Genomic DNA, 26,244 nt, shown 5'->3' with positions numbered 1-26,244 from the left:
CGATTAGCCCTCCTATCAACGTGACTTATGATTTATGAATGCTCGGATGCCACTTAAGCCAGCTTCTCTCCATCCACTTCGTCAATACATCCGAAAGCTTACCAAGTAGTGCGTATAGAAAAATACTGAAAATTACAATATCCATTTGCAAAAATTCTCTTGCATTCATCGCCATATACCCAATGCCCGAATCAGAAGCGATTGTTTCTGCAACGATAAGCGTCAGCCACATAATTCCGAGCGCATAACGCACGCCAAGTAGAATGGAAGGTAAGCTGCCTGGGAGAATAATCATTCTGAACATAGCTACTCGTTTTAATCCATATACCCTACCCATCTCGATCAAGCCGGTATCAATTGAACGAATCCCATGGAATGTATTGAGGTAAATAGGAAAAAATACGCCTAGTGCAATCAAAAACAGTTTAGGAGATTCCCCAACGCCTAAGAAAATCATGACCAAGGGAACTAAAGCAAGGTGAGGAATGGTCCGGATCATTTGAATCGATGTATCAGTTAATCGTTCCGATAAGCTAGAGATTCCATTCAGCAGACCGAGTAGAAAGCCAATTCCCCCGCCTATCAACAAGCCAATCAGCGCCCTACGTACACTTATACCGATATGATGAAGCAAGCTTCCGTTCTTCGCATATTCCACAGCACCCACCACAACCTGTGCAGGTGTCGGTAGTATCCTACTTGAAATCACCTGAAACTGAACAAGAAATTGCCATACGATTAACAATAAGACAGGAATAATCCATGGAAAGATGAAGTTCAAGCTTGATTTGAATTTGTTCATGTGATCCGCTAACCACCCCTTTACTCAATACATTATTATTCCGATATAAATAGTATGTTTTAATTCAACATAACTTCCTTAGTTTGGATTTGTCAACAGAATTTTCTGATTAATGAAATTAAACAGGCTATTACAATCGATCTAGCTGACATCACCGTTATCTATCTAATACAACATAAATTGACAATATTCAATCACACATGTCATATCTATGCCAATCCCCTTATAGTATAATGAATTACCTTCACTTATGAAGTGCGAAATAATAGCTTTAATCACGCTAGTTTTAACATGATCCACCCAATAAACAAGTCAAACCATAGAAATGGAAACTACATGACCTCAAAAATTGCTTGGATTACGGACAGCACTGCATTTATTACCGCTGATTTAAAGAATAATCCCGATGTATTTGTTATCCCATTAGGAATTGTATTTGGCAATCAAGTTTATAACGATGGAATTGATCTAACGACTGATGAGCTATATCATCGTATTCATGAGGAGAAGGAGGTTCCCAAAACCTCGCAACCACCAATCGGCGTATTCGCAGAACTATTTGAGAAACTAAGTAAAGAATATGACTGTGCCATTGCTATCCATGTATCCGATAAATTAAGTGGTACATTAGCTGGATGTAAGGCAGCAACCGATCTCGCACCATTCCAAGTTGAGGTTGTTGATTCAAAGTCCATGTCTTATGCCATTACAACCTTAATCTACAAAGGCATGGAGCTTGCCAAGCAAGGTCTTGATTACCAGGATATTGCGAATAAGTTGAGGCTAGAAACTGCTAAATCGGAGAATTACATTGTATTAGGCAGCTTAGAGCAGTTCTATAAGGGCGGAAGAATGAGTGGCACGAATTACTTACTAGGATCTCTACTGCGCATTAAGCCCATAATTCAAATCAATTCCGATGGAGCATTCGTGTTATCCGAAAAAGTACGCTCTGAAAAAAAGGCCTATTTACGAATGATTGAACTATTTAATAAATCCTTTCAGAAAAATGCGATTCACCAATTGCAAATTATGCATGGAAACGTTCTAGACAAAGCGGAAGCACTAAAACAAGCTGTACTTGCCCAATTCCCCAATGTGGATATATTTATAGGTGAAATTAGTTCTACCATTGCGGTTCATGCTGGTGAAGGCACCTTAGCTTTTATTTGGAATAACGAATAATCTAAACCATAAATATAACAAAAGTCCGAGTCATAGTTGAAATTCAACTGACTCGGACTTCTTTCATTTCATTAAACTAAATCCATAATTAAGCTAAACTCACAATTGCCTTCAAAGCGATATCAACTCCACGCTCTACAGCCTGCGAGACAGCATCCGTATGCGGATCGTATTCACCAGCAAGATCGCTATCTGCATAGCCATCGATTGCAAGAATCGCACCAGCGCGTACTCCTCTAAGGGACGCGACTACGTACAATGCTGCGATTTCCATCTCTACTGCTACTGCACCAGCAGCTTTATACTGCTTGTGAGGCAATTCTACTACACCTGTGAAGAAAGCATCTAGACATACTGTGATACCTTTCTTCACAACTCCTGGTTTACCTGATGCCGCAACAGTCAGTGCATCGACAACACTGCTGTCTGCAACTGCCGGGAAGCCGTTTGGCACAAGCTGCTTGGTAAGACCTTCTTCACGAGCTGCTGCTACGCTGATCACTAAGCTGCCTGCAGGAGCTTCTGCTGTTAAAGAGCCGGCTGTACCCACTCGAATGAGTGTTTTTACACCAGCACGAATGAGTTCCTCGAAGCATACTGCTGCACCAGGGCTACCAACACCATGACTGACCACAGCAAGGCGTACACCTTCATACTCTCCGACGAATGTACGGTATTCACGGGCAAAGGATAATTCCTTGGCATCCGTTAACTTACTTGAAATCGCTAATGCTCTACGTGGGTCACCACATACGATGGCTAAAGCAGGTATATCTTCTGATTCAACTTGTAGAATTGGCATGTACATATATGATCATACTCCTTCGTGATCCTAATTCTGGTTAGGATACCTTTTATGGGATAGGATAACTTTTTATCTGGAGCTGCTGCTCTTTTGTGAGTCTAATGAATTACCTTTCTTGCGTAAGAAGAATAGAGCGAACAAGGTAACGATATATGGCACCATCATTGTAAACTGTGAAGGCATGGATAGGCCTTGCAGACGAATACTAATCGCATCCATAAATCCAAAGAACAAGCTGGCTGCCATTACACCAAGCGGATTGGACTGCCCAAGCATCATCGCTACCAGAGCAATAAATCCACGGCCATTCGTCATCCCTTCAGAGAACATCGTTAGTTGTCCAAGTGATAGCTGAGCACCAGCGAGTCCGCATAGAACACCTGACATCATAATAGCTCCGTATTGATAGCGTCGCACGTTAATCCCTATACTTTTGGCAGCAACTGTATTCTCCCCTACAGCTAGTAGACGGAATCCAGAAACAGTACGGAACAAGTAAAAATGCATCACAATGACAATGACGAATGTTAAATATACAAGCGGTGAGTGACCTGATAGTATGTCTCCAACCACAGGGATATCCTTGATGATTGGAATATGCAATTCCGGCAAGCCAACCATATTACTATCCGAATAAGCACCTTTTACCTTGAAAATGGCGCGTAATAGGAAAGCTGTTAGTCCAAGCGCAAGGAAGTTCATCGAGATTCCGACGACGATCTCATTCGCTTTCAAATGAATACTGACAAATGCAAAGAGCAGTGAATAGACAACAACACTTATGATCGCAAATAACACAGCAAGCCATAGATTACTAAACAGGTGGTTACCTAGAATACCAGCAAAGGCACCTACAAGCACAAAGCCTTCGAGACCGACATTAAATACGCCAACTCTAGCACATAACAAGCCACCCAGTGCTGCTAATAGAATAGGTGCGACCATTCGAATAGCCGAGTTAAATAAAGAGAGATCAAACAGCTGTTCCATTTGCGCGCCTCTCTTTCTTACGTTTAATAAAGTTATAAGTTAGTTTAGCAGATACGAACACAATAATTACCGCTTGAATCACACCTGCAATTTCCATTGGTACTTCTGTATTTCTTTCAATGCCCATGCCACCTGTTTGAAGTGCAGCAAGGAGCAGCGCAGCAAATACAGTTCCGATTGGATTTGAGCTTGCCAGCAAGGCTGCCATGAGCCCTGACCAAGCATACGAAGGCACTGTCAGCGCACCATCAATGAATCGGTACTGCATACCAAGTACTTCGATTGATCCTGCTAAACCTGCAAAACCACCACTAATGAACATCGCTGCGAGTACCATAGGAACCCTTTTGACTCCGCCATATATCGCAAATTGAGGATTACTACCCGTCATGTTCATCTCATAGCCATAAACGGTATTCCGCATAACCCAAGTTAACACGATAGCTGCGATAATGACGATGAAGATCCCTGCATGCAGACTTGATCCAGCAAACAACTTAGGCAGCCATGCACTTTGGTCGATCATTGGTGTCTGTGCCATCGCTGCAGAACCTGTTGTATCTCTAAATGGTTTAGCTACTAGGTAGCCAGCAAACAGAACAGCCACATAATTCATTAGCAATGTCGTTATCAGCAAATCAATTTTGAATTTCGCATCTAGCCAGCCTGCGAATGCCGACCACAATCCACCTGCCACGATACCTGCAACAAGTGCAGCAATAAGCTTCAGCCAGCCTGGACCAGGTAAATAAAGTGCAGTTAATGCAGCAGCAAGGCCGCCGAGCACCATTTGCCCTTCTGCACCCATATTGAAGAAACCTGCTCGGAAGGTAAGAGCTAGACCAAGACCTATGAGCATAATTGGAATAGCCCGGGTTAATGTATTCGTAAAGAAGTAGAAGCTGCCGAAAGCACCGTTCCACATCTCTCCGTAGGTTTGCATTACAGGCTCACCTAGTGAAGCAATAGCTATAGCACCGATCACAAGACCAATGACTAATGCAACGAGAGGATGTACAAGCGATTTAGCTTTATGTTTGATTGTATTCATTCACGCTTCCCCCCAGCCATTAACAAACTAATTGCTTCTTCTGTTGCTTCAGCATTACTTAATTCGCCAACAATACGTCCTTCGAATATAACCAGAATACGATCAGACAACTCTAGCACCTCAGATAGTTCGGAGGATACAAGTAGAATGGCACCTTTATTCTTGCGTTTCTCTTGCAGCTGAGAGTGAATGAACTCCATTGCACCGATATCTACCCCACGAGTTGGTTCTGCTGCTATCAAGAACGGAGTTTGATGCTCTATTTCTCTAGCAACAATAAGTTTCTGTATATTACCACCTGAAAGGTTTTGCGCTTTTGCATCTATGGATGGCGTTCTGATATCGAACTTCTGAATCCAGTCACTAACCATTGAATTAAGTTTCTTACGCTGCAAAATGCCACTCTTTGACAGCTTACGCTGAAATCCCATCAGCCCGTTTTCTTGCAACGACTCATTGCCTGCGCATCCCCACTGGTAACGATCCTCAGGAATATGTGCTAAGCCCGCCTCACGGATTTCCCTCGGAGCCTTTCCTGTAATATCTTGACTCTGCAGTGATATACTGCCTTCATCTGCTCGGTGCAAGCCGCATATACTCTGAATGAGCTCCGTTTGTCCATTGCCAGAAACACCTGCAATACCAACGATTTCTCCCTCATGGACAGTCAAACTTACCTGATCAACGACAGGTTTACCACTACCGCCTTTGATTGTTAAGTTATTGACTTGAAGCACGGGTTTCCCCTGCATTGGTTCATTACGAGTAACTGCAGCTAGTTCCCTTCCCACCATCAGACGGGATAGTTCTTCCACTGTCGTATTTACTTTGTCTAGTACACCAGTTACTTTACCGTTTCTTAGTACCGTAATTCGGTCCGCAACCTCCATCACCTCATGCAGCTTATGTGTGATGAGAATGATGCTTTTCCCTTGCTTAGAAAGTCTTTTAATAGCATCAAGTAACTCTTTGACCTCAATCGGAGTAAGAACTGCTGTAGGTTCATCGAGTACAATAATCTCGGCACCTCTGTATAGAACCTTCAATATTTCCATTCGTTGCTGCGTTCCTAATGAGCATTCACTAACTCGCTTCTCTGGAGGAACTGGCATTCCGTAGGTAGTACTCAATTCACTAACGATTTGATTGGCTTTCTTGCGGTTGAACTGCATACCCTTAGATGGTTCCGCACCAATTACAATATTCTCTGCAACAGTAAAAGACGGAAACAGCATAAAATGCTGATGTACCATACCAATCCCGTTATCCATAGCGTCACTTGGATTATGGAACTTCACTTCTTGTCCACGAACACGAATTGCCCCCGAGGTAGGCGCTTCCATTCCATAGAGAATTCGCATAAGCGTTGTTTTGCCGGCACCATTCTCACCAACAATCGCATGAACTTCACCTGCTTGAAGTGAAAAATCAATTGCATGATTGGCAGTGAAATCGCCATACTTCTTCGTAATATGCTCCATTTGCAGCAACATTCTCAGCATTCTCCTCTCTAATAATCAAAATATACCACTAAATTCAAAATAAACCGACTGCCTCAGAGAAGCAGCCGGTACCGATGTAGATTACATTACTGTTTCAGTGGGTCTTTCAATACTAATTTACCTGAAACGATATCATCATTGATTTGCTTCAATTTAGTAATAGTTTCTTTAGTGATGAATGGGTTAAGAGCTGTAGTTGTTTCGTGAGTTACGAATGGAACACCAACGCCTTTTTCTTTAAGACCGTAATCGATCATGCCTGCTTTGAACGTTCCGTTTACGAAATCTTTAATAGTTTCATAAGTAACTGTATCTGCACCTTTTAACTGTGATAATACGATGTGCTCAGGGTCTTTACCAGTATGATCGACATCTTGTCCTGCTGTAAAGAAATTCTTTTCTTTAGCTGCTTCAAATACGCCAAGGTCACCTACTGCAGATGCTCCTAGAATGAAGTCAGCTCCTTGTGAATTTTGTTGAATTGCCATTTCTTTAGCTTTTGCTGGGTCAGCGAAGCCACCAACATAGCTTACTAAGTATTTTGCATTTGGATTCGTAGCTTTCAGACCTTCTTCGAAGGATACTGTCCATTTCTTAATCATTGGAATATCTACTGCTGCAACAACACCTACAGTATTTGTTTTTGTAGATAAGCCTGCTGCTGCACCAAGTAAATAGGATGATTCGAATTCACGGAATGTAACACTACGAACATTTGGTAGATCAACTACAGTATCAACGATTGCAAATTGTTGATTTGGGTTTTCAGCAGCTAGCTTCTTAAGCGCATCTTCTGCTTGGAATGTAGCTGTGATGATCAAGTCATATTTATCGGCAACTGCCGCTCTTAGGTTCTGTTCTAACATATTAGGGTCTGTTGATTCAATTGTTTTCACTTTAACGCCGAATTCTGTGCCTGCTTTCTTAGCACCTTCGTCCATTAATTGAAAGAATGGGTTAACTCCGATTTTCTCTGGAAGTACAATTGCAACTTTCTTATCGGATTTAGGAGCCTCTGTTCCCGCCGGTGTAGCAGTTCCAGCCTGTGATTCTGTAGTCGTTTTACTTCCGCAACCTGCAACGACAACTAACATAATAACACAAACAAATAACATTAATTTCTTCATCGTGTTCTCCCCTTTTACATCTAGTTTTACCCATATAAATCCTATCGGTTTAGAGAGGTTTTGTCAATCAAATTTGAAAAATTAAACTACTCATTTATCCTACTCATCTAACCACTTCATTAGTTTAAGCTAAATCTTCGTAAAGGTAAAGTGATATTTAGCATAAGTTGTCGATTTTTATCAAAAAAACTCATTTTAGACAAGAAATATCCCCGATTTCCGAACATTAGAATTAAAAGAGTGAATTAAAATTCGTGTATTCATCTGTTTAAGTAAAAATCCATCATAATTTTATACAGAATTTTATATGTAGTGAATCAATTTCATAACTCATTAAAATGATGAAATTGATTCGTAGTAACAAAAAAGGCAAAGTCCCCCATTACTCGGTACTTTGCCTTCCATTCAAATCAATTAACCTTAGTAACTTACTTCTTCGGTGCTTCTGTAGCTGCTGGTGTAGCCGCTGGTGTTGCTTCCGGTACTGCTGGTTTATCTAGTTTATTCACGATTGTAGCTTTCGATTGAATTTCTTGCATCCATGCAGGAACTTTTTTGCTAAGCTCTGCATCCACTAAATTCTTACGAATTTCTTCTTTCTTCTCTTCAAATGTTGGAGTTACTGCTGCTTTCTTATCCGTAACTTTAATAATATGGAAACCAAATTGCGTTTGTACTACACCACTGATTTCTCCTACATTTAGCTTAAATGCTGCATCTGAGAATTCAGCAACCATGTCAGCACGTCCGAAATATCCTAAATCTCCACCTTTATCCTTCGTAGCATCTTTATTCTTTTCCTTAGCTATAGCGGCAAAATCAGCGCCATTCTTAAGATCCTTCAGGACCGCTTCCGCTTCTTCTTTCGTATCGACTAAAATGTGAGAAGCTTGTACTTGTTCTGGGATTGCGAAGCTCTCTTTATTCTCATTGTATGTTTTCTGAATATCTTCATCTTTAATCGTTATGGTTGGTTCTAGAATTTTGCGGATTTTCAATTCAGTTCTAAGTTGATCCTTCAAATCACTAACGCTCATTCCACTTTGAGCTAAAATCATATTGAATTGCTCTTCTGATGGATAGGTTTTAATTAGTTTAGCAAGCTCAGCGTCAACATCCGCTTCAACAACCTTAACTCCTGCTTTAGTTGCTTCTTGCTCAATTAATTTATCATTGATCATGTTGGTAAGAACTTGTTTACCAATTCGGCTAGACATGTATTCATTAAGCTCATGTCTTGTGATTTTCTCTCCGTTGACACTCGCAACTTCCTCTTTACTACCTGTAGGGTCCATGAAAAGTACGATTACTAATGCAACAACCGCAACAATTGCAATGACCCATGGTAAGAACTTCATGATCCCACCATTACTTGATCCCTCAGTTTGTTCGTTGTCTTGAGCTACTAGGTTTGATTCAGTAGTAACAATATCATCTGTATTTGTATCGATAATTTGTTCTGATTCTACTGTAGCGCTATGCTCAACTTCCGGTGTGCTAATTTCGTCTGTTGTATCTACCTCTGTTGTATCTACCTCTGTTGTACCCGCCTCTGTTGTTGCATTCTCTTGTGTAGCTTCATCCGAAGTTGTTTTGTCATTCTTCAATACTTCATCTTTGTCAGACATGCTTTCATTTCCTCCTATAATTCGATTAGCGTATTTATAAATCAACTTCTAATACTATAGCAGACTTAGGAAGTCTGAACCTTAATATAAGATTAATTATTCCCACATTAGCAATTGGTAAAATTAGATTATGAATTATTACAACACCACTTGCAATACGAACGTAACACTGTTACGATATTAGTGTAACAGTGTTACGTTCGTATTTTGTAAAGGAGACTCAGCTATGGGAGAAGAATTGATTTCGAAGAAGGACTTGCTCGAACTAACGGGCATCTCCTATGGTCAGCTATACAGATGGAAACGCAAAGACTTAATACCCGAGAACTGGTTTATTCGTAAATCTACCTTTACTGGACAGGAGACCTTTTTTCCTAAACATAAAATTCTTGCTCGGATCGATCAAATCATTCATATGAAAGACGGATTATCACTTGATGAGTTATCCGACATGCTCTCACCTAGTCCCTCAGAGACAGCTTTATATAAAGAAGAGATTTTGAAGCGTGGGATCGCTACAAAAGTATCACTCGATTTTCTAGTGGAGCAGCTAGGTGATGCTGAGGTTTTCGCATTTGATAAAATACTGTTTGTCTACGCCCTTGATAAATTACTACAGACTGGCGATATGAATTTCGATGAAGGCAAGATTCTTTTGAAGGTACTGAATGAACACTACAAAAAATTTGAAGATAAGAATTGCGAATTAATTATGATCCGGAAAATGGGTATTTCGACTTTTCTACTACTTTCGAATCCTAATGAAATTTACTTCGAGACCGGAGTCAAAGTTGTTATGCGACTGAATCTAGGCAACTGTATTCAAGAACTGAAATTAAATCTTATGTAAGGAGAGGAGTCCCACATGATCCATTCAAATAGTAATGATCTTCATATTTCAGGTATGGGTAAAGCTACTGGAGGCACTTACAACAATGTACAAATCGATGGAATGACAACTGTGAACGGTGATATTGAATGTCAAACATTCATCAGCAATGGCAAAAGCACTGTGAACGGCAACATCAACGCAAACTCACTGTCCATTAAAGGATTGAGCAAAATTGAAGGGAATATTCAAGCAACGAAAATGCAAATCGATGGCAGTGTGAAGCTTGATGGCAATCTTAAAGGAGAACAAATCAACTTAAATGGCATGGTTAATATTGATGGTGACTGTGAGGCGGAGGAATTCCTTGCGGACGGTGGATTTACAATTGATGGGCTACTAAACGCTGGTCACATAAACATTAAGCTTCGTGGCAAATGTCGAATAGAAGAAATAGGCGGCGAAAATATTGTCGTAACCAAAGAGAAATCAGGTACATCCTTCAATATTATCGGCTCTATCTTCCCCATCCACCTCATAACGGATTCGATCGAGGGTAACAAGATCCAGCTTGAATTCACCAAAGCCGAGATCGTGCGTGGAAATGAAATTATCATTGGACCTGGCTGTGAAATTGAAACAGTTGAATATAAATCCAGTCTTTATATAGATGATACTGCAAAAGTAGAAACCCATAGACAAATTTAATTAGTTCAATGTCATAGGAGGTAGAATAAATGGATAATCAAATCAGACATGATCTCAAAATAAATGGATCAGGATCGTCTACTGGCGGTTTCTTCGATAAGGTTAAAATTAATGGAGATGGAAGAATCGGTGGTGATATTGACTGTTATAAATTCACTACTAATGGTTCCTCACAAACACATGGTAATGTCAAAGCGGATCAAATAAGTGTGAACGGTACAGCGAACTTCAATGGTAATATTCAATCCGATAAAATGTCTATTCGAGGGCAAAGCTATATTAACGGACGTGTATCAACCAAAGAAATTAATATAAGTGGAGCGCTCAATATTAATGAGAATATCGTTTCGGAATTTATGAAGATATACGGGTCCATAGATGTTAAAGGGGATTGTGAAGTGGAGAACTTAACTGCAAGAGGTGGTTTTACCATAGGTGGACTGCTCAATGTGGGAACGATGGACCTTAAGATTAATTGGCATTGCATGGCCAAAGAAATTGGCGGTGAACGAATTATTGTAAGAAGAAATACTGGCCTGGATATGGCTTTCAAATCGTTACTACGTATGTTTAAATTCATTCCAGATCCCATGCTTATAGCGGATAGCATTGAAGGGGATGATATCTCACTCGAATTTACCAAAGCCTCTGTAGTCCGCGGGAACAACATTGAGATTGGACCTGGCTGTGAAATCGATCATGTGGAGTATCGCGGCAGATACCATCAAGCACCGGATGCTAAAGTGAATAGCTGCGTTCAAGTATAAAGAACTACTTTTATTCTGATTGAGGAGAAACAATTACTGTGAAGAAAAATAATACAAGTTTTGTAGTGGCAGGTTTGCTGCTAGGCATTCTAATGGCTTCGATGGATAATACCATCGTGGCAACAGCCATGGGGACGATTGTCTCAGACCTTGGCGGACTCGATAAATTCGTATGGGTTACCTCCGCTTATATGGTAGCTGAAATGGCATGCATGCCGATTTTCGGTAAATTATCCGATATGTATGGACGTAAGCGATTCTTCATATTCGGGCTAATTGTGTTTCTATTTGGCTCGATTCTGTGCGGAACCGCAGATAGTATCGTCCAGTTAAGCATCTATAGGGCAATTCAAGGAATTGGTGGCGGAGCTTTAGTGCCGATTGCCTTTACGATCATGTTCGATATCTTCCCCGCTGAGAAGCGCGGCAAAATGAGTGGACTATTCGGAGCCGTATTTGGCTTATCCAGTGTATTTGGCCCACTTCTTGGCGCATTCGTCACAGATCATATGGGTTGGAATTGGGTTTTCTACATTAACATCCCCATTGGCTTGTTAGCACTATTATTTGTCGTCATTTTCTATAAAGAATCCATCCAGCATGCAAGTCAAAAAATTGACTGGTGGGGTGCCATTACGCTCGTCGGCGCGATTATATGCCTGATGTTTGCACTCGAGCTTGGAGGAACTAAATATGCTTGGGATTCAAGCATCATTCTCGGGTTATTTGCCATCTTCGCTGTACTGCTCGCAATTTTCCTATACGCAGAAACAAAAGCGAAGGAACCTATTATTTCGTATAGCATGTTTAAGAATCGATTATTTGCTGCAAGCAACATTGTAGCGTTATTATCTGGTGCTGCCTTCATCGCGATTGCTGTATACATTCCAATTTACATACAAGGTGTACTAGGCGGGACAGCAACTAATTCAGGATTAATTCTGCTGCCAATGATGCTTGGAACCACTGTATCTGCACAAATAGGTGCACTATCTTCCGCTAAAATCGGCTACCGAAACGTGATGATTATTTTCAGCATTATTTTTATGATCGGTATTGGTCTACTAGCCACTCTAACGACAGATACCTCACGCTTAATGGTCACGATCTATATGATCATTGCAGGACTCGGCATTGGCGCTTCCTTCTCTGTACTCGGAATGGCAGCGATCCATCACTTTGATACCACACAACGCGGTTCAGCCAACTCGACAATCGCCTTCCTACGTTCGCTTGGTATGACGATTGGAATTACAATCTTTGGCGTTATTCAGCGGAATAGCTTTACATCGAATCTAGGAGATGCCTTTGCAGGATCTGGCGGAGCTGCGCCGCAAGGCGAAATGTTCAATGATCCACGCAAATTACTCTTGCCCGAGACACGTGCTCAGATGCCTAAAGAAGTCGTTGATACGATTACAGACGCTATGTCTTCTTCCATCTCTTATACATTCTTGCTTGCACTTATACCGGCAGGACTTGCATTCCTATTTACGTTCTATATGAGTAAAGAGCGATTGTTGTTAGGACATGCAGAGACAGAAACAAGTTCACAAGCTGCCACACATAAAGAAACACCCTGACGAATCGTCAGGGTGTTTTTTCGACTAAATCGAATTACCATTTATAAGTCCAGTACTCTTCATTTGCGAGCATGTTCATAATCGCAGGATTTTGTTTCGCATCAGCTTCACCCATCATAACCGCAGTTTGGGACTCATGCGCTTTGAGAGCAGCAATTTTCTTATCCAAGACAGAGCTAACGTCGATGACTACATCTGGATCACCCATCTCTTCACGACAGGTTTTACTGAATGCTTTGAGATAGAGCGTCGGACGCTCAGCTTCAGGCATACGACTAACTGCTAGTATTGTAGCCGCTCCAATTGCATTATGATCAGGATGTACCGCGTGCTTAGAATCAAAGGTAACCACGAGAGACGGATTTGTGTCGGCTATAATCGCACCGATTCGATCTGCGACCTCTTCGATGTCTTCGAATTCTACCGTTTTGTCACGGTAGCCTAACAGACGCAAGTCTTCAAGACCTACTGCTGCGCATGCATTCTTAAGCTCCACAAGACGCAATGCCGGCATCGTTTCACGATTAGCAATGAGCGGCATGCCCATGTTACGACCCATTTCACCAAGTGTTGCACATGCATAGGTCACAGGTATTCCCTGCTCACGCTGCATAGCAATTAACCCACACACACCGAATGCTTCATCATCCGGATGTGCTAATACGACAAGTATATGGCGTTCCATTATTAACAGCTCCTTCCTCAGAATGGTCGATGGCTTAATTCAAGGGCAACTGCTAATCTACCCTCTGAATCATATCCCGCTAGTAGCAAACGACCTTGATTATCTAATTCATAGTGAGTTAAGCCTTCCGCATAAATCCAGCCTAAATCAAGCTTTAGTCCTACACGATAAGCCTCATCACCTAATATTGTACCTCTTGTAAATCGAACTAGGCCGTTGCGAATGTACGCGCCAACCGTCATTTTCTTCTCATCATTATGAGTCGCATATGCACCATTGGTCGTCTCTAAATGAAGATACACATCTTGATTAGCAAAACTATTAATTGCTTTCTGAACTTCTTCAATCTGAATGTGTTGCAAAATAAAGACCCCCTTAGAAGCATCTATGATAAATTTCACTCTTACCATAATGATTATATACTAAATTACTAAAAGTAAGAAGCAGAGACTCTTTAATCCACACATTTATTGAGTTGCTAAAATATGTAAGAGGAGTGTCCGAGAGGGCTGTTAGTTAATGAACTTCAAGTGATCCGAGTAGTTTTAAGTGTACTTCGTGCAGATGAAAAGCTAAGATCCAGTGAACTAAATACATTTGAATGCATTTCGTGCATTCAAACACCAAGATCCACCGTTCTAGCTACACTTGAATGCACTTCGTGCAATCAAACTGCTCAAAAACACAAGTATCATGCGATTGGAGTTGATTTGAATGTACGAAATACAGGCAAATATTGAAAATAAGTTTTTGGAGTCCATTTGATTGCATAATATGCAGGCAAACCAGTACAAACATAAATTTTACGCAACAAAACAGTGGATAATGCGCATTTCTTAAAATAGGACGGTTAGCCCCCTATAAACAGACTATATTATTGAAAGAGAAAATTCCGGTTTAATTAGGGGGCCGTGGAATTGATACACTTGAATTTTATAATCTTAGGATATATTCCAAATATAGAAAGCCTCCATCCCATACACAAAGGTACAAGAAGGAGACTCTAGTTAAATCGTATAGGAAGAAACGGTTTCACCGTCTTTAAAGAACAGATGAGTTTCCCGTTTCTAAAGTTCAAAAGCTAAGCTATCAACCTAAACCTAGAACGCCCAATTTCCGTTACGGAAGATTGGTTCACGCTTACCATCCTTGGTAACTCCATCAATGTTCGTTTCCGCAGATCCGACCATGAAGTCTACATGCGTAAGGCTTGTGTTCACACCACTCTTAGCAAGTTCTTCTGGGGACATTTCTACTCCGCCCTTGATATTCGTTGGATACGCTCTGCCTAGTGCAAAGTGACAGGAAGCATTCTCATCGAACAGCGTGTTATAGAAAATAAGGTTGGAGAGTGAAATCGGTGACTCATAAGGAACAAGTGCAACCTCACCTAGACGAGCTGAACCTTCATCTGTTTCAATCAAGTGCTTCAGTGTTTCGTAACCTTCTTCGGCTGTAAAGGAAACGACTTTCCCTTGCTCGAAGGTTAGCGAGAAACGATCAATAACTGTGCCACCATAGTTAAGCGGCTTCGTGCTGCTAACAACACCGTTCACACGATCTTTGTGCGGCATTGTAAATACTTCTTCAGTCGGCATATTCGGGCTGAATCTAATTCCTGATTGGCTTACAGCTCCGCCACCTGCCCAGACATGTCCTTCTGGTAGACCAACGGTTAGATTCGTTCCTGTTGATTCATATACAAGCTCTGTATATTGCTTTTCATTTAAGAAAGCAGACATTGTCTGTAATTTCTCGTTGTGTTCTTTCCAAGCTTGAACTGGATCAGGCAAGTCAACACGCGTTACTGAGAAAATAACATCCCATAATTTCTGGATCGCAACTGCTGAATCTTTTTCTTCTGGGAAAATCTTAGCCGCCCATTCCACTGAAGGAATAGCAACGATTGACCAACATACTTTGTCAGCCATCATATGGTTGCGATATTCTTCTAGTGCCATTGATGCTGCTTTGTTCGCAGTAGCAATACGCTTAGGATCAATGTCTGTTAGCAAATCAGGGTTCGGTGCAAGAACATTCAAGAATGCTGCCCCACCTCTAGCTAACTCTGCTTTACCTTCAGCCATCCATGCCGGATATTCAGAGAATACTTCTTCAGGTGCAAGGCTATATTTGGTATGCGTGATTTCATCATCATTCCAATCAACAATGACATTCTTCGCTCCGCCTTCATAAGCCTTTCTCGTAATCTTACGTACCAGATCCGCTGCAACAATCGGTGCTATAATAACTAATGTCTGTCCTTGTTGTATGTTGACTCCTGTGTGTACCGCAAGCGCTGCATACTTATCCAAATTCTGTTCAAATTGATTCATCATATGCCCTCCATCTTATTGATATGTATTATTTAACCCTTAATTAAGATCATACACTACCTCAGTACGATTATAAACTAGTGTGACTATTTAACTATTTTATTGACCGCTGGTTCATTTATATGATTAATACAGCCATGTAAAAAATAAGCATCCTCTGCTATACGATTAGCGGAGGATGCTTTGTTTACAATATTCCAATTGATGCTCATCTATACTTCTTTTCTCTGAAAATACGTTAACCCAGAGGCAAAGAAAATAACAAAGCTACCTAGTATCACATAAATCAAAGTCTCAAATGACACATTCATTGCACCGAAACTATCGGGATTGTATGGCATCATGGCAAGCATGGGTTGTGCCCAAGGATACCAGGGACCATAGTCAGCTGAGTTCACAATTAACATATTAGGTATCGTGAATACAAAGTTAAGTGCCATAGGAGCCGCGAAGCTGGACCAAGCAATCGATACTGTAAGCTGCAGCGCAATTAAAGGCAATACGGCTACCATGCCGCCAATTCCACTGCGTAACATCATATCCCAAGGGACTGCCTGCGTAAGTCCTTGGATTTGTCCTGCTGCAAACACACCGCCAAAGAAAATCAGCTGTGTTAGTACAAGCAATATGACGACGATCACAAATTTGGCTAAATATAGATGAGTACGGGACATTGGCAAGGCAAGTAGTTGCTTCCATCCTCCGTCTCCATGTTCGTATCGACAGACAAATGCAGAGAATACACCTGTTAATAGCGGCAGAAACAGCATGGCATGGATAAACACCATCTGACTTAGCAATATGCCCCAATCGGAATATCCTAGATCAACTAACCCTGAGAAAAATGCCAAGATCGGACTTACAAAGATCAGCAGCCAGATATTCGATTTGCGTAATTTAAGCCACTCCGATTGCAGTACACGGTTAAATGTCTTCATGCTATTTCACATCCCGTCTAATAAAGTCGAACACACTGCAAGCCAGTAAAAGGACACCTATACTTACCCCTGCTATTACGGAGTATTCGGGTATATTCGCTTCATTGATCAAGAGCGGCCATTTCCAAATCATCCAATCCGGGAGCGCCATCGCAAACATAGATACGATCGTGCCCACAATACCAACCGTCAGTGGAATCGCTTGATTCTTCATCGTAATTGAAAGCCATAATTGCAAGGCTAGAATCGGCAATCCTGCAAAGAGAGGATAGAATGATTTTTGTAAAACGTCTCCTATCGAGAAATCAGTCCCAAACTTAAGTGCAAGACCGAGCCCAATCGATCCCACTGCAAGTATGCTGCATGATACAAGCATCAGGAATGTGTTTAGAATAAACTTAGCTAAATATACGTGAAATCTTGAGACTGGCAGCGCAAGTACTTGCTTCCAGCTATTCATTTGATGCTCGATGCCTGCGATCATAGATGCCAAAATCGTCGTCCCGAACAAGATAGCAGGTACGCCTAGAAAATGAATGTTTTCAAGCAAGGCACCCCACAAATCATCCTGATATTGGCTTACTAACCAATCGTATCTTAAGCCAAAATTAGCTGCCTGAAGCGCAATTACGCCAATAGGTCCTAGAAAAACGAGAAACCATATCGCTTTTCGCCGTATTTTGATAAAGTCTGCTGCAAGCACTTGGGCGATCATAGACTTTTCCCCTCCCCGATGAGATCAAGGAAAATATCCTCAAGCGAGCTTTGAATCCCCTCTGCTCGATACACGGAGTGTCCTGCATTAACGAGATATTCAATGATACGAGCGACTTTATCATCAGAGACTTGTTCGATAAGCAGCGAATTATCCTGCGCATTCAGCTTGGCATAACAGCCAACAGAAGCGATTGTCCGAATTGCTTTGTCCGGCTCGCTTGCCACAATCCGAATTCCACTCTTCGCCTGGTTCCGAAGCACTTCAATTGAATCCTGGAATAGCATCGATCCATTCTGGATAATACCTACTCTTGTCGCCATTTGATCGATTTCACTGAGTAAATGACTGGACACGAGAACTGTAATTCCATGCTGATCAGGAAGGCTCTTGATGAGCTCCCTCATTTCTTGTATACCAGTCGGATCAAGTCCATTCGTTGGCTCATCCAGTATAAGCAGCTCAGGATTGCCAAGCAGCGCTGTTGCAATTCCAAGTCTTTGCTTCATCCCGAGTGAGAATCCCTTAACAGGACGATTAGCCTCTCCTGTCAGACGAACCAACGCAAGCACTTCATCAATTCTGGATTTAGGCACGTCAATAATACGTCTTACCGTCTCCAAATTCTCACGTGCTGTTAAATGACCGTAATAGGATGGAGATTCGACTAACGAACCTACCTTACGTAGAATGGCCAGCTTATCCGTTCGCAAATCACGTCCAAAAACACGAATTTTACCTTGCGTAGGCTTGATTAAGCCGAGCAGCATACGGATGGTTGTCGTTTTCCCCGCTCCGTTCGGTCCTAAGAAACCGTATATATCCCCTTTATTAATTTGCAAATTTACATTGTCTACTGCTTTACGCGATTTATAACTTTTAGTTAATTCCGTTGTATGTATTACGAAATTTTGCATCTCAATCACCTCTGCTACTAATCATAGCTAGCGAAGTTTAAAACGAAGGATGCTTCAAGTTTAATTTTCGTTTAATTTTGGTGCATAGAGATAAACGGAGGTTCCTTCCTCTGTGCTGGCAATTTCCCACTCCAGCTTCATTTCCTTTACCATCAATGCAATAATTGTCAGTCCAATCCCGGCACCTTTGTCACCCGATGTTGCTCTCATGCCAGGCCCTTTATCTTCAATAACGACAGCAATATGCCCCTCGTGCTGAACGGTACGAATACCAACATATTTTCCTGCCCTTGCATGTCTCATAATATTCTGGAACAGATTATCGAGGATGCGAGTTAGCCACAGCTCATCTACAATCCAATAGAGTGCGGTATCAGATAATTGCACGTTGATCTCGAAATCATCTTTTTCAAAAACAGGATACCAGCTTGCCGCTGCTGTCCGAACCGTTCGAAGCACATCCACCTTCACCATGTTCAACGGATATTTACCCGCAGACAAAAGCGTATACGAAAGCAGATTCTCGATTAGCTGCGTAAGATAGTCAGCCTTGTTTTCAATGATATCAAGCGATTCCTTGCCTTTGATCGAAACGGTTTGTTCTTTGCGCAAAGAGTAGGCATGCCCACGGATCGTCGTTAGTGGCGTACGCAAATCATGCGATAAGTTGGCTATCAGCTGTTTGCGCAGCTCTTCCTCTTCCTGCTCCCGCTTGCGGCTATCTGTAAGCTCATGAATCATATGATTAAACGATGTCTCGAGCTGTGCGATCTCATCTCGTTTCTTCACAACAACGGGTGCTGGAATACCCGTTTCATCGACAACACTCATTGCTGTCTGCAAACGAACCAGCCGCTTGCGGATTTTCATGAAGAATAGCCATGAGACAAACACAAACAATCCTAGGATAATCAGGAAAATACCTGAGAGTAACCCTGTATTTATATACCCATTATCAGCTACCATAAGTGATCTTGGAATCTGAAGTACCATAAAGCCCTGCTTTGAATCCTTGCCGATCAGAGCAACAGTCGTAAACGGATCTCTGTCATAGCTTTTTTTCATAAATTGAATGGTCTCTGTTGTGTCCCATTTATCGGGTAACGGAAGTGATTCGGGTATACGTAATTGTGTTGTGCCTGCTTGATCGACCCAAAAAATATTAGCCTTTGTGTATTTAGCTGCCAATTGCTGAAGCTGCTTATTAATGGTCTCGGAAGATGCGCCACTTAGCTTTTCTGCCTCTTGATGCCACATTTTTTCGATTTCATCGCCATGCGCATATATGTTTTCAATGTTTTCATGTTTGTCATTCTGGGTTAACAACATCGGAGCATTATACAAAATAAGCGTGATCGGCATAACTAAAGGCCATATGGCAAGTCCGATCATAATAATCAGCAAGTATTTAGCAAGCAAGGAATGACGAAATTTCATTTTCATGATTTCACCCTGTAGCCAATCCCACGAATCGTTTCAATAATCACTGGATTTGCTGGATCCTTCTCGATTTTCTCGCGTAGATGGCGAATATGCACCATTAACGTTTTATCACCTTCTATGTAAGGGTCACCCCAAACTCCCTCATAAATTTGTTCCTTCGTCAAGATTTGATTCGGATGCTGCAGCATGTAGGAAAATATATGGAACTGCTTGCCTGTCAGTATAATTTCTTCATCGGTTATCGTATCGATTATCCGATTCTCATTTAAATAAATGTTCAGGTGATGAATTTGAGTTAACGCAGGTGACAGCTTGCCAGATCGTCTTAGTAGAACATCCACTCGCGCTGCCAGCTCCTCAGGGTGAAATGGCTTCGTCAAATAATCATCAGCAAAGTTTAATCCATGAAGCTTGTCCTCAATAGAGGTTCTTGCGGATAGCATCAGAATAGGCGTAGTAGGGCATTCCTTCTTCAGTCGTTGCCCGACAGTAAATCCATCGAGCCCAGGCAGCATGACATCTAGGATAACAAGATCGATCCCTTGCATCTGCTCTACCGCACCCTCACCAGAAGTTAGCCAAGTGACTTTATAGTCTCGCTCTATTAAATCCTCCTGCACCCACTTACCAATCTCCAGATCATCTTCTATATATAATAGGTTCTTAGTCATCCGTTAACCGTTCCCTTCCATCATCTTTTCCAAGGATATTATACCATTTCAGATTACTGAGAGTAGGTAGTAGAAAGAAAAAACGACTACATGAAGCTGGACTATCCAACTCCATAAGCCGTTTTTATATGTAATTATAGGTTCTATTCCTTCAAGCCGCCTGAGGTTAAGCCTTCGACTAAGAACCGCTTTAGCGCAAAAACAATAATCAGCGGTGGAACTGAGGCAAGCACACCACCAGTAGCAACCATTCCATAATCAACTGCATTCTTACCACTGAACTCTGCGATCGAGACGGAGATTGTCTTGGCATCTAGTGATGAGGTGAATAGTAGACCATAGAAGAACTCATCCCAAGAGAGTAAGAACGCTAGAATAGCAGTTGCAATCAAGCCAGGACGCACGATAGGTAACATAATCCACCATAACACTTGTAATCTGGAACAACCATCTACCATTGCAGCATCATCATATTCTTTGGAGATAGAGCCAAAATAACTTTGCATGACCCAAATAACGAAAGGAATGACAAATGTAGAATGTAATAGGACAAGTGCCGCTTTACTATCCAGTAACCCTAAGTTCGTCAGAACCGTATATAGCGGAATCACGATCACAATCGAAGGAATCATATAGGTAAACAAGAACATATAAATGAGCTTCCGGCGGAATGCAAAATGATATCTTGCAGAAGCATAAGCAGCTAGCCCACCGACTACAAGCGCTATTAACGTCGTACATATAGCAATAATCAGTGAGTTTATCATGGCTATGCGGAATGTAAAGGCGATATTATTATCGGGATTAGTTGCAATATCCGAATAACGAGCAAACGTAGGGTCACTTGGGAACCACTGTAAGGGTGTAGTCGTCAAATCCATTTGATAAGAGATCGAGGATAGGATCAGCCATATAAACGGAGCAAGCGTACAGAGGGTAATGAATATAGCAAACACATACTGAAAGAGTGCCAGCCATTTGTTTTTTCTCATGCTACGCTTCCTCCCGCTTCAATAGCCTGACATATAATAAAGTAAGGATTGCAATCATACACCCGATAAAATAGGAAATAGAAGATCCCTGCGAATAATCCATATTATTAAAAGCACTTAAATAAGCTTTATAAGTAAGTACCATCGTGCCATTGGCAGGCCCACCTTGGGTAAGCGCATATATTAAATCAAACACCTTGAATGAATCCATCGTTCGCATCACGATAACAACTAGAATAGTTGGCTTCAAGAATGGTAGCGTTAGCGTAAATAACCGACGAAACATCCCCGCTCCATCTACCATTGCAGCTTCATAGACAGACTTGTTCACAAGTTGTAGAGCAGATAGGAAAAAGATAACAGCTAACGGTGTCATTTTCCAAATATCCGCAATCATCACCATATGAATCGCAGTCCATGGCGTGCTAAGCCAGGATTGATATTCCCCTATTATTCCTAGCTGCGTCAGGAGCGCGTTCAGCGCCCCATATTCAGCATGATAGATAGATTTCCACATGGCTGCATTGACGATTGTAGGTATAGCCCAAGGAATAATAATAATCGTCTGTAGAAATTTTCTACCTCTAAAGTTCTCATTCAACAGCAATGCGATCATAAGGCCAAGCATCGTCTCTGCAATGACAGTTACAATGGAGAAATAAAATGTTCGAAAGACCGAAGCCCAGAACTCTCCATCACCAAACATGATCGCATAATTGGCAAGACCGACAAACTCACCCTTGGTATCGGAAGTTAGCCTCATATCCTGCAAGCTATAGATAAACGTTTGTACAAGTGGGTACAGGACAATACCGAACACAATTAATATAGCTGGCAATATTAAAACAAGCGCAAATCTTCGCTCTCCTCTATGTGGCATATTATCACTCCTTTCTGATCACATAGGGAAGGTCGCACTCCATCCACTAACCGCTTATTTTGCACTAAGCTCTTTCGCTTTACTGGATATAGACTTTATCGTGTCATCAACTGTCTGTTGACCTAACAGCGCTTTCTGAACACTCACTTGAATCTCTGTTGAAAAATCGCCGTACCACGGTACCTGTGGACGATTCACCAGATAATCATATTGCACCTTGGAAGCCGTAACGACATCCGGATTTGTTGCTATGACATCCTTGTCATCGAGTAAGGACTTCCATATAGGAAGTGCATTCTTAGCATATTTCTTCTGCGTTACTTTGGATGATAAATACTGAATGTATTTCCACGACTCATCCGGATTCTTACTTCCTTTGGTAATTGCTAATCCCATTCCACCATTGACGGATGCACTCTTAATCTGCCCATTACCAGGACTTGCAGCGATCCCTACTTTACCCGTTACTTGTGACTCTTTGGCATCATTATTCGACATATTAAACATATAAGTCCAATTGAGTGCAAAAGCAGCTTTTCCGCTCGAAAATACCCCACGTACATCTTCTTCTAGGAATTCTGTTGATTTGGGATTGGAAATGCCACTCTTAACGGAATCCACCATGAACTGGATCGCTTGCTTATTCGCAGCACTGTCCACGTCCACCTTACCATCTCGAACAAAGCCACCACCGAACACCTCAGTAAGCGATGTGATATCACACACTAATGCTTCCGCCTGCTTCCAGCTCCACACGATAGGAAACTCCGCTATTTGCTTCTCTTTGATAACAGTAGCTTGCTGAGCGAGTTCATCCCATGTCTTAGGTGGTTCATTGAAGCCAGCCTGCTTCAGCATGTCTTTGTTGTAGAATAAATACTTCGTATCATTCAGCCAAGGCATACCGTATAACTTCCGATCATATTCAACAGCTGAAAGCGCCCCCGCAAAAATTTCCTTGCGATCTGAGTCAGGCAGCTTGTCACTAACTTCCTTAATCATGCCCGACTTAGCCAGCTTAGCGGTCCATGGGGCATCTATTAGAACAACGTCATTACCACCGTTCGGGGCAGATGTAATAATCTTCTGTTCTAACGCTTCGTATGGTACAAAACTAGCTTCCACTTTAATATTCGGATTCTCTTTCATAAACTCTTGCGTAATCGAAGTGATGTCCTCTTCACTGTAGCCTGCTTGCTTCATAAAAATCGCGTTTAACGTAACCTGTTTATCAGAGCCTCCCTTACCCTCTGTACTACATCCCGCCATCAATCCAACAGTTAATACGGAGCAAATGATTATTGAAAGTGTTTTTCTCATTAAGAACATCCCCCTTAGAATTCTTGAATATATTGAAAAGCAAGTCCAACAGCTCCGATTCCTCCGGCGTCTTCACCAAGCTGTGCAAGTCGAACCTGGCAAGAAAGAGGTGTATAACGACTAACAATTTCATGGATCGGAGCTATGATCGTTTGCATCGAACTTGATAGCCCGCCACCGATGACGACGATTTCCGAATTCAATAAGCTTACACAATTAGCAATTACGACAGATATTTCAACGACGAAATCGTTTACAATTTGGATTGCAACTGGATCTTCACGGTTGTATTGATCAAACAAATTCGCAGTTGAACCCATGTGAACATCAAGCCCCGTACCTGCAACTTTTCTCTCGAACAGACCAAATTCATTTAGGCTATGCATCCGACCCTCTAATACATCTTCCTTTCTAATAAAATAGCCGATTTCACCAGCAGCATAAGAATTGCCACGAATCAATTGTCCGTTCGCAATAATGGCGGAGCCTAGGCCCATACCAATCGTGATAAATAGCATGTCACTAGTCTGTTTACCAGAGCCAAGCCACTTCTCGCCATAAGCTGCACAATTCACGTCATTCTCACAAAAAACAGGAAATGGAAACTGAGGTGCCAGCGCTTCCTTCAATCGAACATGATTCCAACCTAACGATGCGGATTGAATAGCGATTCCTTGTTCACTATCCATAATGCCTGGTATGCCGATTCCCATGGCAATGATATGTTCACTGGAAATGGGTGATGCTGCAATAAATTGCTCAATAAGTCCAGTGAGCTGATCCAGATTGTTCGTTGTGTCAGTCTTGTGCTTCCAGATCAGATTACCATCCAAATCGGTGATAACAAGGATGGTCTCTTTATCACCAACCTCTACACCAACTCCATAGGCGAATGCAGGCGAAAATCCAAGCTTCATCCCCCTTCGACCACCTAGATTCGTAGAAGAACCGAATCCGGCTTCATAAATAATTTTCTTACTCAGCAGTTCATCGACAATTGTAGAAACAGTAGAGCGACTTAAATTTACCTGTTTAGCCACTTCTGCTCTTGAGATTGGCTGCTCTGAACGAATGGTCTCTAGTACAAGTGTCCGATTGATACTGCGTATCGTATCTAAATTGCCAACTTTTCGCATAAGCCCTCTTTCCACTAAATTGCTTAAGTTAATTAGTTAGTTTGTTTGTTTGTTCTCTGTTAAAACTATTGTACTTACGTACTCTGCAAATTATGTTCACCAGAACAAATATAGTAATCAATCAAACAACTGCTTAACCTCTACTTAAGGGTTTCGAGCTTAATCGGGCTTAAGAAATTCGTAAGATTGCAGTAAGAAATAAGAGAGTATTGATCTCTATAATAGAGTTATCGCTGACAAGACAGACATACTAAGGAGAGTAGGTGAAAATGATGACTGGTTCCAATAGGAAAGTGATGCTACAGTCTACATGGATGGTTTGGGAGAGGATCTTCGATTTTGGCATGAGTTTTTGGAGAGAATCTGTATATAAATATGGCATTTGTAAGCTAGTTATCAGAAAGCATTCAGGCAAAAGTATTAACTGTCACGACGGACATCGTATTCATGCAGGAGACTGGATAGGCGAGCTCCATCTAGACAACCAACAGGTGATAGAGCTTACCCGTTCGCTAGGAGCAGACAGAGCAGGTGTAAGGACAGCAAGAATGCTGCGGGATGCGATGAAACAAATTCGCTATGATCTTGAAGATAATCCGAAACTAGCTGATGTCAAAGCTTTAACGGGAATTACATTACTCCATCGAGGCATTATTCATGGATTAGGCTTTGAACTGCATCCTATTGAATCGAACTGGTCTCGTAGATTTCTGAAAATATACCTTCGACTCTTACTTCGTGTATTACATCCTCAAGGTAAACAACGCGTCAAATCCGCTGATAAGAAGCTTAATCCGATGTTCCTCATTATTAGTAGAGAAGCTCTAATCGAGCGCTGGACGCACAACAAATTCAGAATGAATGAGATACTTGAATAAGGGCTAGGTTAGACAATAATAGGTTAGACAATAAAAGAATCTCCTGTTTAAGGAGATTCTTTTATTATGTATCTATTTAGATAGCAAACCATTTTACTGCTCTCGTATTAGCGAACCATCCAACCGCCGTCAACACATAGAATATGACCATTCACATAATCAGACGCCTTGGATGCAAGGAAAACTGCTGTTGCTGCCAAGTCTTCTGGCGTACCCCAGCGAGCTGCCGGTATGCGATCGAGAATAGCTTTGCTGCGCTCTGCATCTGCACGAAGCTGCTCGGTATTATTGGTTGCCATGTATCCTGGAGCAATAGCATTCACGTTAACCCCTTTGCTAGCCCATTCGTTAGCCAT

General features: G+C 41.6%; 27 protein-coding genes. 7 read left to right on the top strand and 20 right to left on the bottom strand.

What is annotated here, in order from left to right:
* Nucleotides 1–25: 25 nt before the first annotated feature.
* Complete coding sequence (locus AC1DOK_RS17755) at nucleotides 26–802, bottom strand: ABC transporter permease subunit (protein ID WP_477555646.1); 777 nt, start codon at nucleotides 800–802, stop codon at nucleotides 26–28.
* Nucleotides 803–1,138: 336 nt separating this feature from the next.
* Here AC1DOK_RS17755 and AC1DOK_RS17750 point away from each other — a divergent pair, with 336 nt between their 5' ends.
* Entirely contained in the window at nucleotides 1,139–1,987 is an 849-nt protein-coding gene (locus tag AC1DOK_RS17750) for a DegV family protein (protein WP_477555645.1), read from the top strand.
* Between the two features lie 88 nt (nucleotides 1,988–2,075).
* Here the strand turns inward: AC1DOK_RS17750 and AC1DOK_RS17745 are convergent, their stop codons facing one another.
* The 6 genes from AC1DOK_RS17745 to AC1DOK_RS17720 all read right to left on the bottom strand — a co-directional run bounded on the left by AC1DOK_RS17745 (nucleotide 2,076) and on the right by AC1DOK_RS17720 (nucleotide 9,090).
* Nucleotides 2,076–2,795, bottom strand: a complete 720-nt coding sequence (locus tag AC1DOK_RS17745; RefSeq protein WP_477555644.1) for a nucleoside phosphorylase — start codon at nucleotides 2,793–2,795, stop codon at nucleotides 2,076–2,078.
* Between the two features lie 66 nt (nucleotides 2,796–2,861).
* On the bottom strand, nucleotides 2,862–3,782 hold the full coding sequence (locus AC1DOK_RS17740) for an ABC transporter permease (protein ID WP_477555643.1): 921 nt from the start codon (nucleotides 3,780–3,782) through the stop codon (nucleotides 2,862–2,864).
* Complete coding sequence (locus AC1DOK_RS17735; protein ID WP_477555642.1) at nucleotides 3,766–4,833, bottom strand: ABC transporter permease; 1,068 nt, start codon at nucleotides 4,831–4,833, stop codon at nucleotides 3,766–3,768. Before AC1DOK_RS17735 ends, AC1DOK_RS17740 begins: the two co-directional genes overlap by 17 nt.
* Nucleotides 4,830–6,326: an ABC transporter ATP-binding protein gene (locus AC1DOK_RS17730; protein ID WP_477555641.1), complete on the bottom strand. Its 1,497-nt coding sequence runs from the start codon at nucleotides 6,324–6,326 to the stop codon at nucleotides 4,830–4,832. The genes AC1DOK_RS17735 and AC1DOK_RS17730 overlap by 4 nt, the downstream gene beginning before the upstream one ends.
* Before the next feature lie 95 nt (nucleotides 6,327–6,421).
* The gene (locus AC1DOK_RS17725; RefSeq protein ID WP_477555640.1) at nucleotides 6,422–7,462 is read right to left on the bottom strand and encodes a BMP family lipoprotein; all 1,041 of its coding nucleotides are present in this window, start codon (nucleotides 7,460–7,462) and stop codon (nucleotides 6,422–6,424) included.
* A gap of 428 nt (nucleotides 7,463–7,890) precedes the next feature.
* The gene (locus AC1DOK_RS17720; RefSeq protein WP_477555639.1) at nucleotides 7,891–9,090 is read right to left on the bottom strand and encodes a peptidylprolyl isomerase; all 1,200 of its coding nucleotides are present in this window, start codon (nucleotides 9,088–9,090) and stop codon (nucleotides 7,891–7,893) included.
* A gap of 226 nt (nucleotides 9,091–9,316) precedes the next feature.
* Here AC1DOK_RS17720 and AC1DOK_RS17715 point away from each other — a divergent pair, with 226 nt between their 5' ends.
* Genes AC1DOK_RS17715 through AC1DOK_RS17700 form a run of 4 tightly spaced genes read left to right on the top strand, consistent with a single transcriptional unit; the run spans nucleotide 9,317 to nucleotide 12,977 of the window.
* Complete coding sequence (locus AC1DOK_RS17715; protein ID WP_477555638.1) at nucleotides 9,317–9,940, top strand: YhbD family protein; 624 nt, start codon at nucleotides 9,317–9,319, stop codon at nucleotides 9,938–9,940.
* Between the two features lie 15 nt (nucleotides 9,941–9,955).
* Nucleotides 9,956–10,627 (top strand): polymer-forming cytoskeletal protein, encoded by a 672-nt coding sequence (locus AC1DOK_RS17710; protein ID WP_477555637.1) that lies wholly within the window; start codon nucleotides 9,956–9,958, stop codon nucleotides 10,625–10,627.
* 29 nt (nucleotides 10,628–10,656) lie between these two features.
* On the top strand, nucleotides 10,657–11,394 hold the full coding sequence (locus AC1DOK_RS17705; protein ID WP_477555636.1) for a polymer-forming cytoskeletal protein: 738 nt from the start codon (nucleotides 10,657–10,659) through the stop codon (nucleotides 11,392–11,394).
* 32 nt (nucleotides 11,395–11,426) lie between these two features.
* Entirely contained in the window at nucleotides 11,427–12,977 is a 1,551-nt protein-coding gene (locus AC1DOK_RS17700; protein ID WP_477555765.1) for an MDR family MFS transporter, read from the top strand.
* Nucleotides 12,978–13,011: 34 nt separating this feature from the next.
* Here the strand turns inward: AC1DOK_RS17700 and bshB2 are convergent, their stop codons facing one another.
* Together bshB2 and AC1DOK_RS17690 are read right to left on the bottom strand one after the other, a co-directional pair.
* Entirely contained in the window at nucleotides 13,012–13,665 is a 654-nt protein-coding gene (bshB2, locus tag AC1DOK_RS17695) for a bacillithiol biosynthesis deacetylase BshB2 (protein WP_477555764.1), read from the bottom strand.
* Nucleotides 13,666–13,679: 14 nt separating this feature from the next.
* Nucleotides 13,680–14,024 (bottom strand): YojF family protein, encoded by a 345-nt coding sequence (locus AC1DOK_RS17690; RefSeq protein WP_477555635.1) that lies wholly within the window; start codon nucleotides 14,022–14,024, stop codon nucleotides 13,680–13,682.
* A gap of 168 nt (nucleotides 14,025–14,192) precedes the next feature.
* On the opposite strand from AC1DOK_RS17690, the gene AC1DOK_RS17685 reads away from it, so the two are divergent.
* On the top strand, nucleotides 14,193–14,402 hold the full coding sequence (locus AC1DOK_RS17685; protein ID WP_477555634.1) for a hypothetical protein: 210 nt from the start codon (nucleotides 14,193–14,195) through the stop codon (nucleotides 14,400–14,402).
* A 360-nt stretch (nucleotides 14,403–14,762) separates the two neighbouring features.
* Here AC1DOK_RS17685 and AC1DOK_RS17680 read toward each other — a convergent pair whose 3' ends face one another.
* From AC1DOK_RS17680 to AC1DOK_RS17635, 10 genes are all read right to left on the bottom strand, one after another.
* Complete coding sequence (locus AC1DOK_RS17680) at nucleotides 14,763–15,998, bottom strand: aminopeptidase (RefSeq protein WP_477555633.1); 1,236 nt, start codon at nucleotides 15,996–15,998, stop codon at nucleotides 14,763–14,765.
* 212 nt (nucleotides 15,999–16,210) lie between these two features.
* Nucleotides 16,211–16,936, bottom strand: a complete 726-nt coding sequence (locus tag AC1DOK_RS17675; RefSeq protein WP_477555632.1) for an ABC transporter permease — start codon at nucleotides 16,934–16,936, stop codon at nucleotides 16,211–16,213.
* Nucleotide 16,937: 1 nt separating this feature from the next.
* Nucleotides 16,938–17,651 (bottom strand): ABC transporter permease, encoded by a 714-nt coding sequence (locus AC1DOK_RS17670; RefSeq protein ID WP_477555631.1) that lies wholly within the window; start codon nucleotides 17,649–17,651, stop codon nucleotides 16,938–16,940.
* Nucleotides 17,648–18,568, bottom strand: coding sequence for an ABC transporter ATP-binding protein (locus AC1DOK_RS17665; protein WP_477555630.1), 921 nt, complete (start codon nucleotides 18,566–18,568; stop codon nucleotides 17,648–17,650). The genes AC1DOK_RS17670 and AC1DOK_RS17665 overlap by 4 nt, the downstream gene beginning before the upstream one ends.
* A 60-nt stretch (nucleotides 18,569–18,628) precedes the next feature.
* A complete protein-coding gene (locus AC1DOK_RS17660) occupies nucleotides 18,629–20,011 on the bottom strand; it encodes a HAMP domain-containing sensor histidine kinase (protein WP_477555629.1) in 1,383 nt (460 codons plus the stop codon).
* The gene (locus AC1DOK_RS17655; protein WP_477555628.1) at nucleotides 20,008–20,682 is read right to left on the bottom strand and encodes a response regulator transcription factor; all 675 of its coding nucleotides are present in this window, start codon (nucleotides 20,680–20,682) and stop codon (nucleotides 20,008–20,010) included. The genes AC1DOK_RS17660 and AC1DOK_RS17655 overlap by 4 nt, the downstream gene beginning before the upstream one ends.
* A 143-nt stretch (nucleotides 20,683–20,825) precedes the next feature.
* Entirely contained in the window at nucleotides 20,826–21,674 is an 849-nt protein-coding gene (locus AC1DOK_RS17650) for a carbohydrate ABC transporter permease (protein WP_477555627.1), read from the bottom strand.
* A gap of 1 nt (nucleotide 21,675) precedes the next feature.
* Nucleotides 21,676–22,554: a carbohydrate ABC transporter permease gene (locus AC1DOK_RS17645; protein ID WP_477555626.1), complete on the bottom strand. Its 879-nt coding sequence runs from the start codon at nucleotides 22,552–22,554 to the stop codon at nucleotides 21,676–21,678.
* A gap of 54 nt (nucleotides 22,555–22,608) precedes the next feature.
* The gene (locus AC1DOK_RS17640; RefSeq protein WP_477555625.1) at nucleotides 22,609–23,874 is read right to left on the bottom strand and encodes an extracellular solute-binding protein; all 1,266 of its coding nucleotides are present in this window, start codon (nucleotides 23,872–23,874) and stop codon (nucleotides 22,609–22,611) included.
* A 14-nt stretch (nucleotides 23,875–23,888) separates the two neighbouring features.
* Nucleotides 23,889–25,010: an ROK family transcriptional regulator gene (locus tag AC1DOK_RS17635; RefSeq protein ID WP_477555624.1), complete on the bottom strand. Its 1,122-nt coding sequence runs from the start codon at nucleotides 25,008–25,010 to the stop codon at nucleotides 23,889–23,891.
* 269 nt (nucleotides 25,011–25,279) lie between these two features.
* Here AC1DOK_RS17635 and AC1DOK_RS17630 point away from each other — a divergent pair, with 269 nt between their 5' ends.
* Nucleotides 25,280–25,888 carry a YkoP family protein gene (locus tag AC1DOK_RS17630; protein WP_477555623.1) on the top strand — a complete coding sequence of 203 codons (609 nt, stop codon included), beginning with the start codon at nucleotides 25,280–25,282 and terminating at the stop codon, nucleotides 25,886–25,888.
* A gap of 107 nt (nucleotides 25,889–25,995) precedes the next feature.
* Here the strand turns inward: AC1DOK_RS17630 and AC1DOK_RS17625 are convergent.
* The coding region (locus AC1DOK_RS17625; protein ID WP_477555622.1) for an SDR family oxidoreductase at nucleotides 25,996–26,244 on the bottom strand (249 nt) is incomplete at its 5' end.

The sequence above is a fragment of the Paenibacillus sp. P5_B5 genome (assembly GCF_056400365.1).
This window is presented reverse-complemented; position numbering and strand designations above follow the sequence as displayed.

Coding starts and splice junctions, on each gene's coding strand:
- AC1DOK_RS17750 (WP_477555645.1), top strand. CDS start 1,139: ATGACCTCAAAAATTGCTTGGATTACGGACAGCACTGCATTTATTACC.
- AC1DOK_RS17670 (WP_477555631.1), bottom strand. CDS start 17,651: ATGATCGCCCAAGTGCTTGCAGCAGACTTTATCAAAATACGGCGAAAA.
- AC1DOK_RS17755 (WP_477555646.1), bottom strand. CDS start 802: ATGAACAAATTCAAATCAAGCTTGAACTTCATCTTTCCATGGATTATT.
- AC1DOK_RS17665 (WP_477555630.1), bottom strand. CDS start 18,568: ATGCAAAATTTCGTAATACATACAACGGAATTAACTAAAAGTTATAAA.
- AC1DOK_RS17715 (WP_477555638.1), top strand. CDS start 9,317: ATGGGAGAAGAATTGATTTCGAAGAAGGACTTGCTCGAACTAACGGGC.
- AC1DOK_RS17680 (WP_477555633.1), bottom strand. CDS start 15,998: ATGAATCAATTTGAACAGAATTTGGATAAGTATGCAGCGCTTGCGGTA.
- AC1DOK_RS17720 (WP_477555639.1), bottom strand. CDS start 9,090: ATGTCTGACAAAGATGAAGTATTGAAGAATGACAAAACAACTTCGGAT.
- AC1DOK_RS17655 (WP_477555628.1), bottom strand. CDS start 20,682: ATGACTAAGAACCTATTATATATAGAAGATGATCTGGAGATTGGTAAG.
- AC1DOK_RS17740 (WP_477555643.1), bottom strand. CDS start 3,782: ATGGAACAGCTGTTTGATCTCTCTTTATTTAACTCGGCTATTCGAATG.
- AC1DOK_RS17710 (WP_477555637.1), top strand. CDS start 9,956: ATGATCCATTCAAATAGTAATGATCTTCATATTTCAGGTATGGGTAAA.
- AC1DOK_RS17630 (WP_477555623.1), top strand. CDS start 25,280: ATGATGACTGGTTCCAATAGGAAAGTGATGCTACAGTCTACATGGATG.
- AC1DOK_RS17745 (WP_477555644.1), bottom strand. CDS start 2,795: ATGTACATGCCAATTCTACAAGTTGAATCAGAAGATATACCTGCTTTA.
- AC1DOK_RS17645 (WP_477555626.1), bottom strand. CDS start 22,554: ATGCCACATAGAGGAGAGCGAAGATTTGCGCTTGTTTTAATATTGCCA.
- AC1DOK_RS17725 (WP_477555640.1), bottom strand. CDS start 7,462: ATGAAGAAATTAATGTTATTTGTTTGTGTTATTATGTTAGTTGTCGTT.
- AC1DOK_RS17735 (WP_477555642.1), bottom strand. CDS start 4,833: ATGAATACAATCAAACATAAAGCTAAATCGCTTGTACATCCTCTCGTT.
- AC1DOK_RS17660 (WP_477555629.1), bottom strand. CDS start 20,011: ATGAAAATGAAATTTCGTCATTCCTTGCTTGCTAAATACTTGCTGATT.
- AC1DOK_RS17640 (WP_477555625.1), bottom strand. CDS start 23,874: ATGAGAAAAACACTTTCAATAATCATTTGCTCCGTATTAACTGTTGGA.
- AC1DOK_RS17650 (WP_477555627.1), bottom strand. CDS start 21,674: ATGAGAAAAAACAAATGGCTGGCACTCTTTCAGTATGTGTTTGCTATA.
- AC1DOK_RS17730 (WP_477555641.1), bottom strand. CDS start 6,326: ATGTTGCTGCAAATGGAGCATATTACGAAGAAGTATGGCGATTTCACT.
- AC1DOK_RS17635 (WP_477555624.1), bottom strand. CDS start 25,010: ATGCGAAAAGTTGGCAATTTAGATACGATACGCAGTATCAATCGGACA.
- AC1DOK_RS17675 (WP_477555632.1), bottom strand. CDS start 16,936: ATGAAGACATTTAACCGTGTACTGCAATCGGAGTGGCTTAAATTACGC.
- AC1DOK_RS17705 (WP_477555636.1), top strand. CDS start 10,657: ATGGATAATCAAATCAGACATGATCTCAAAATAAATGGATCAGGATCG.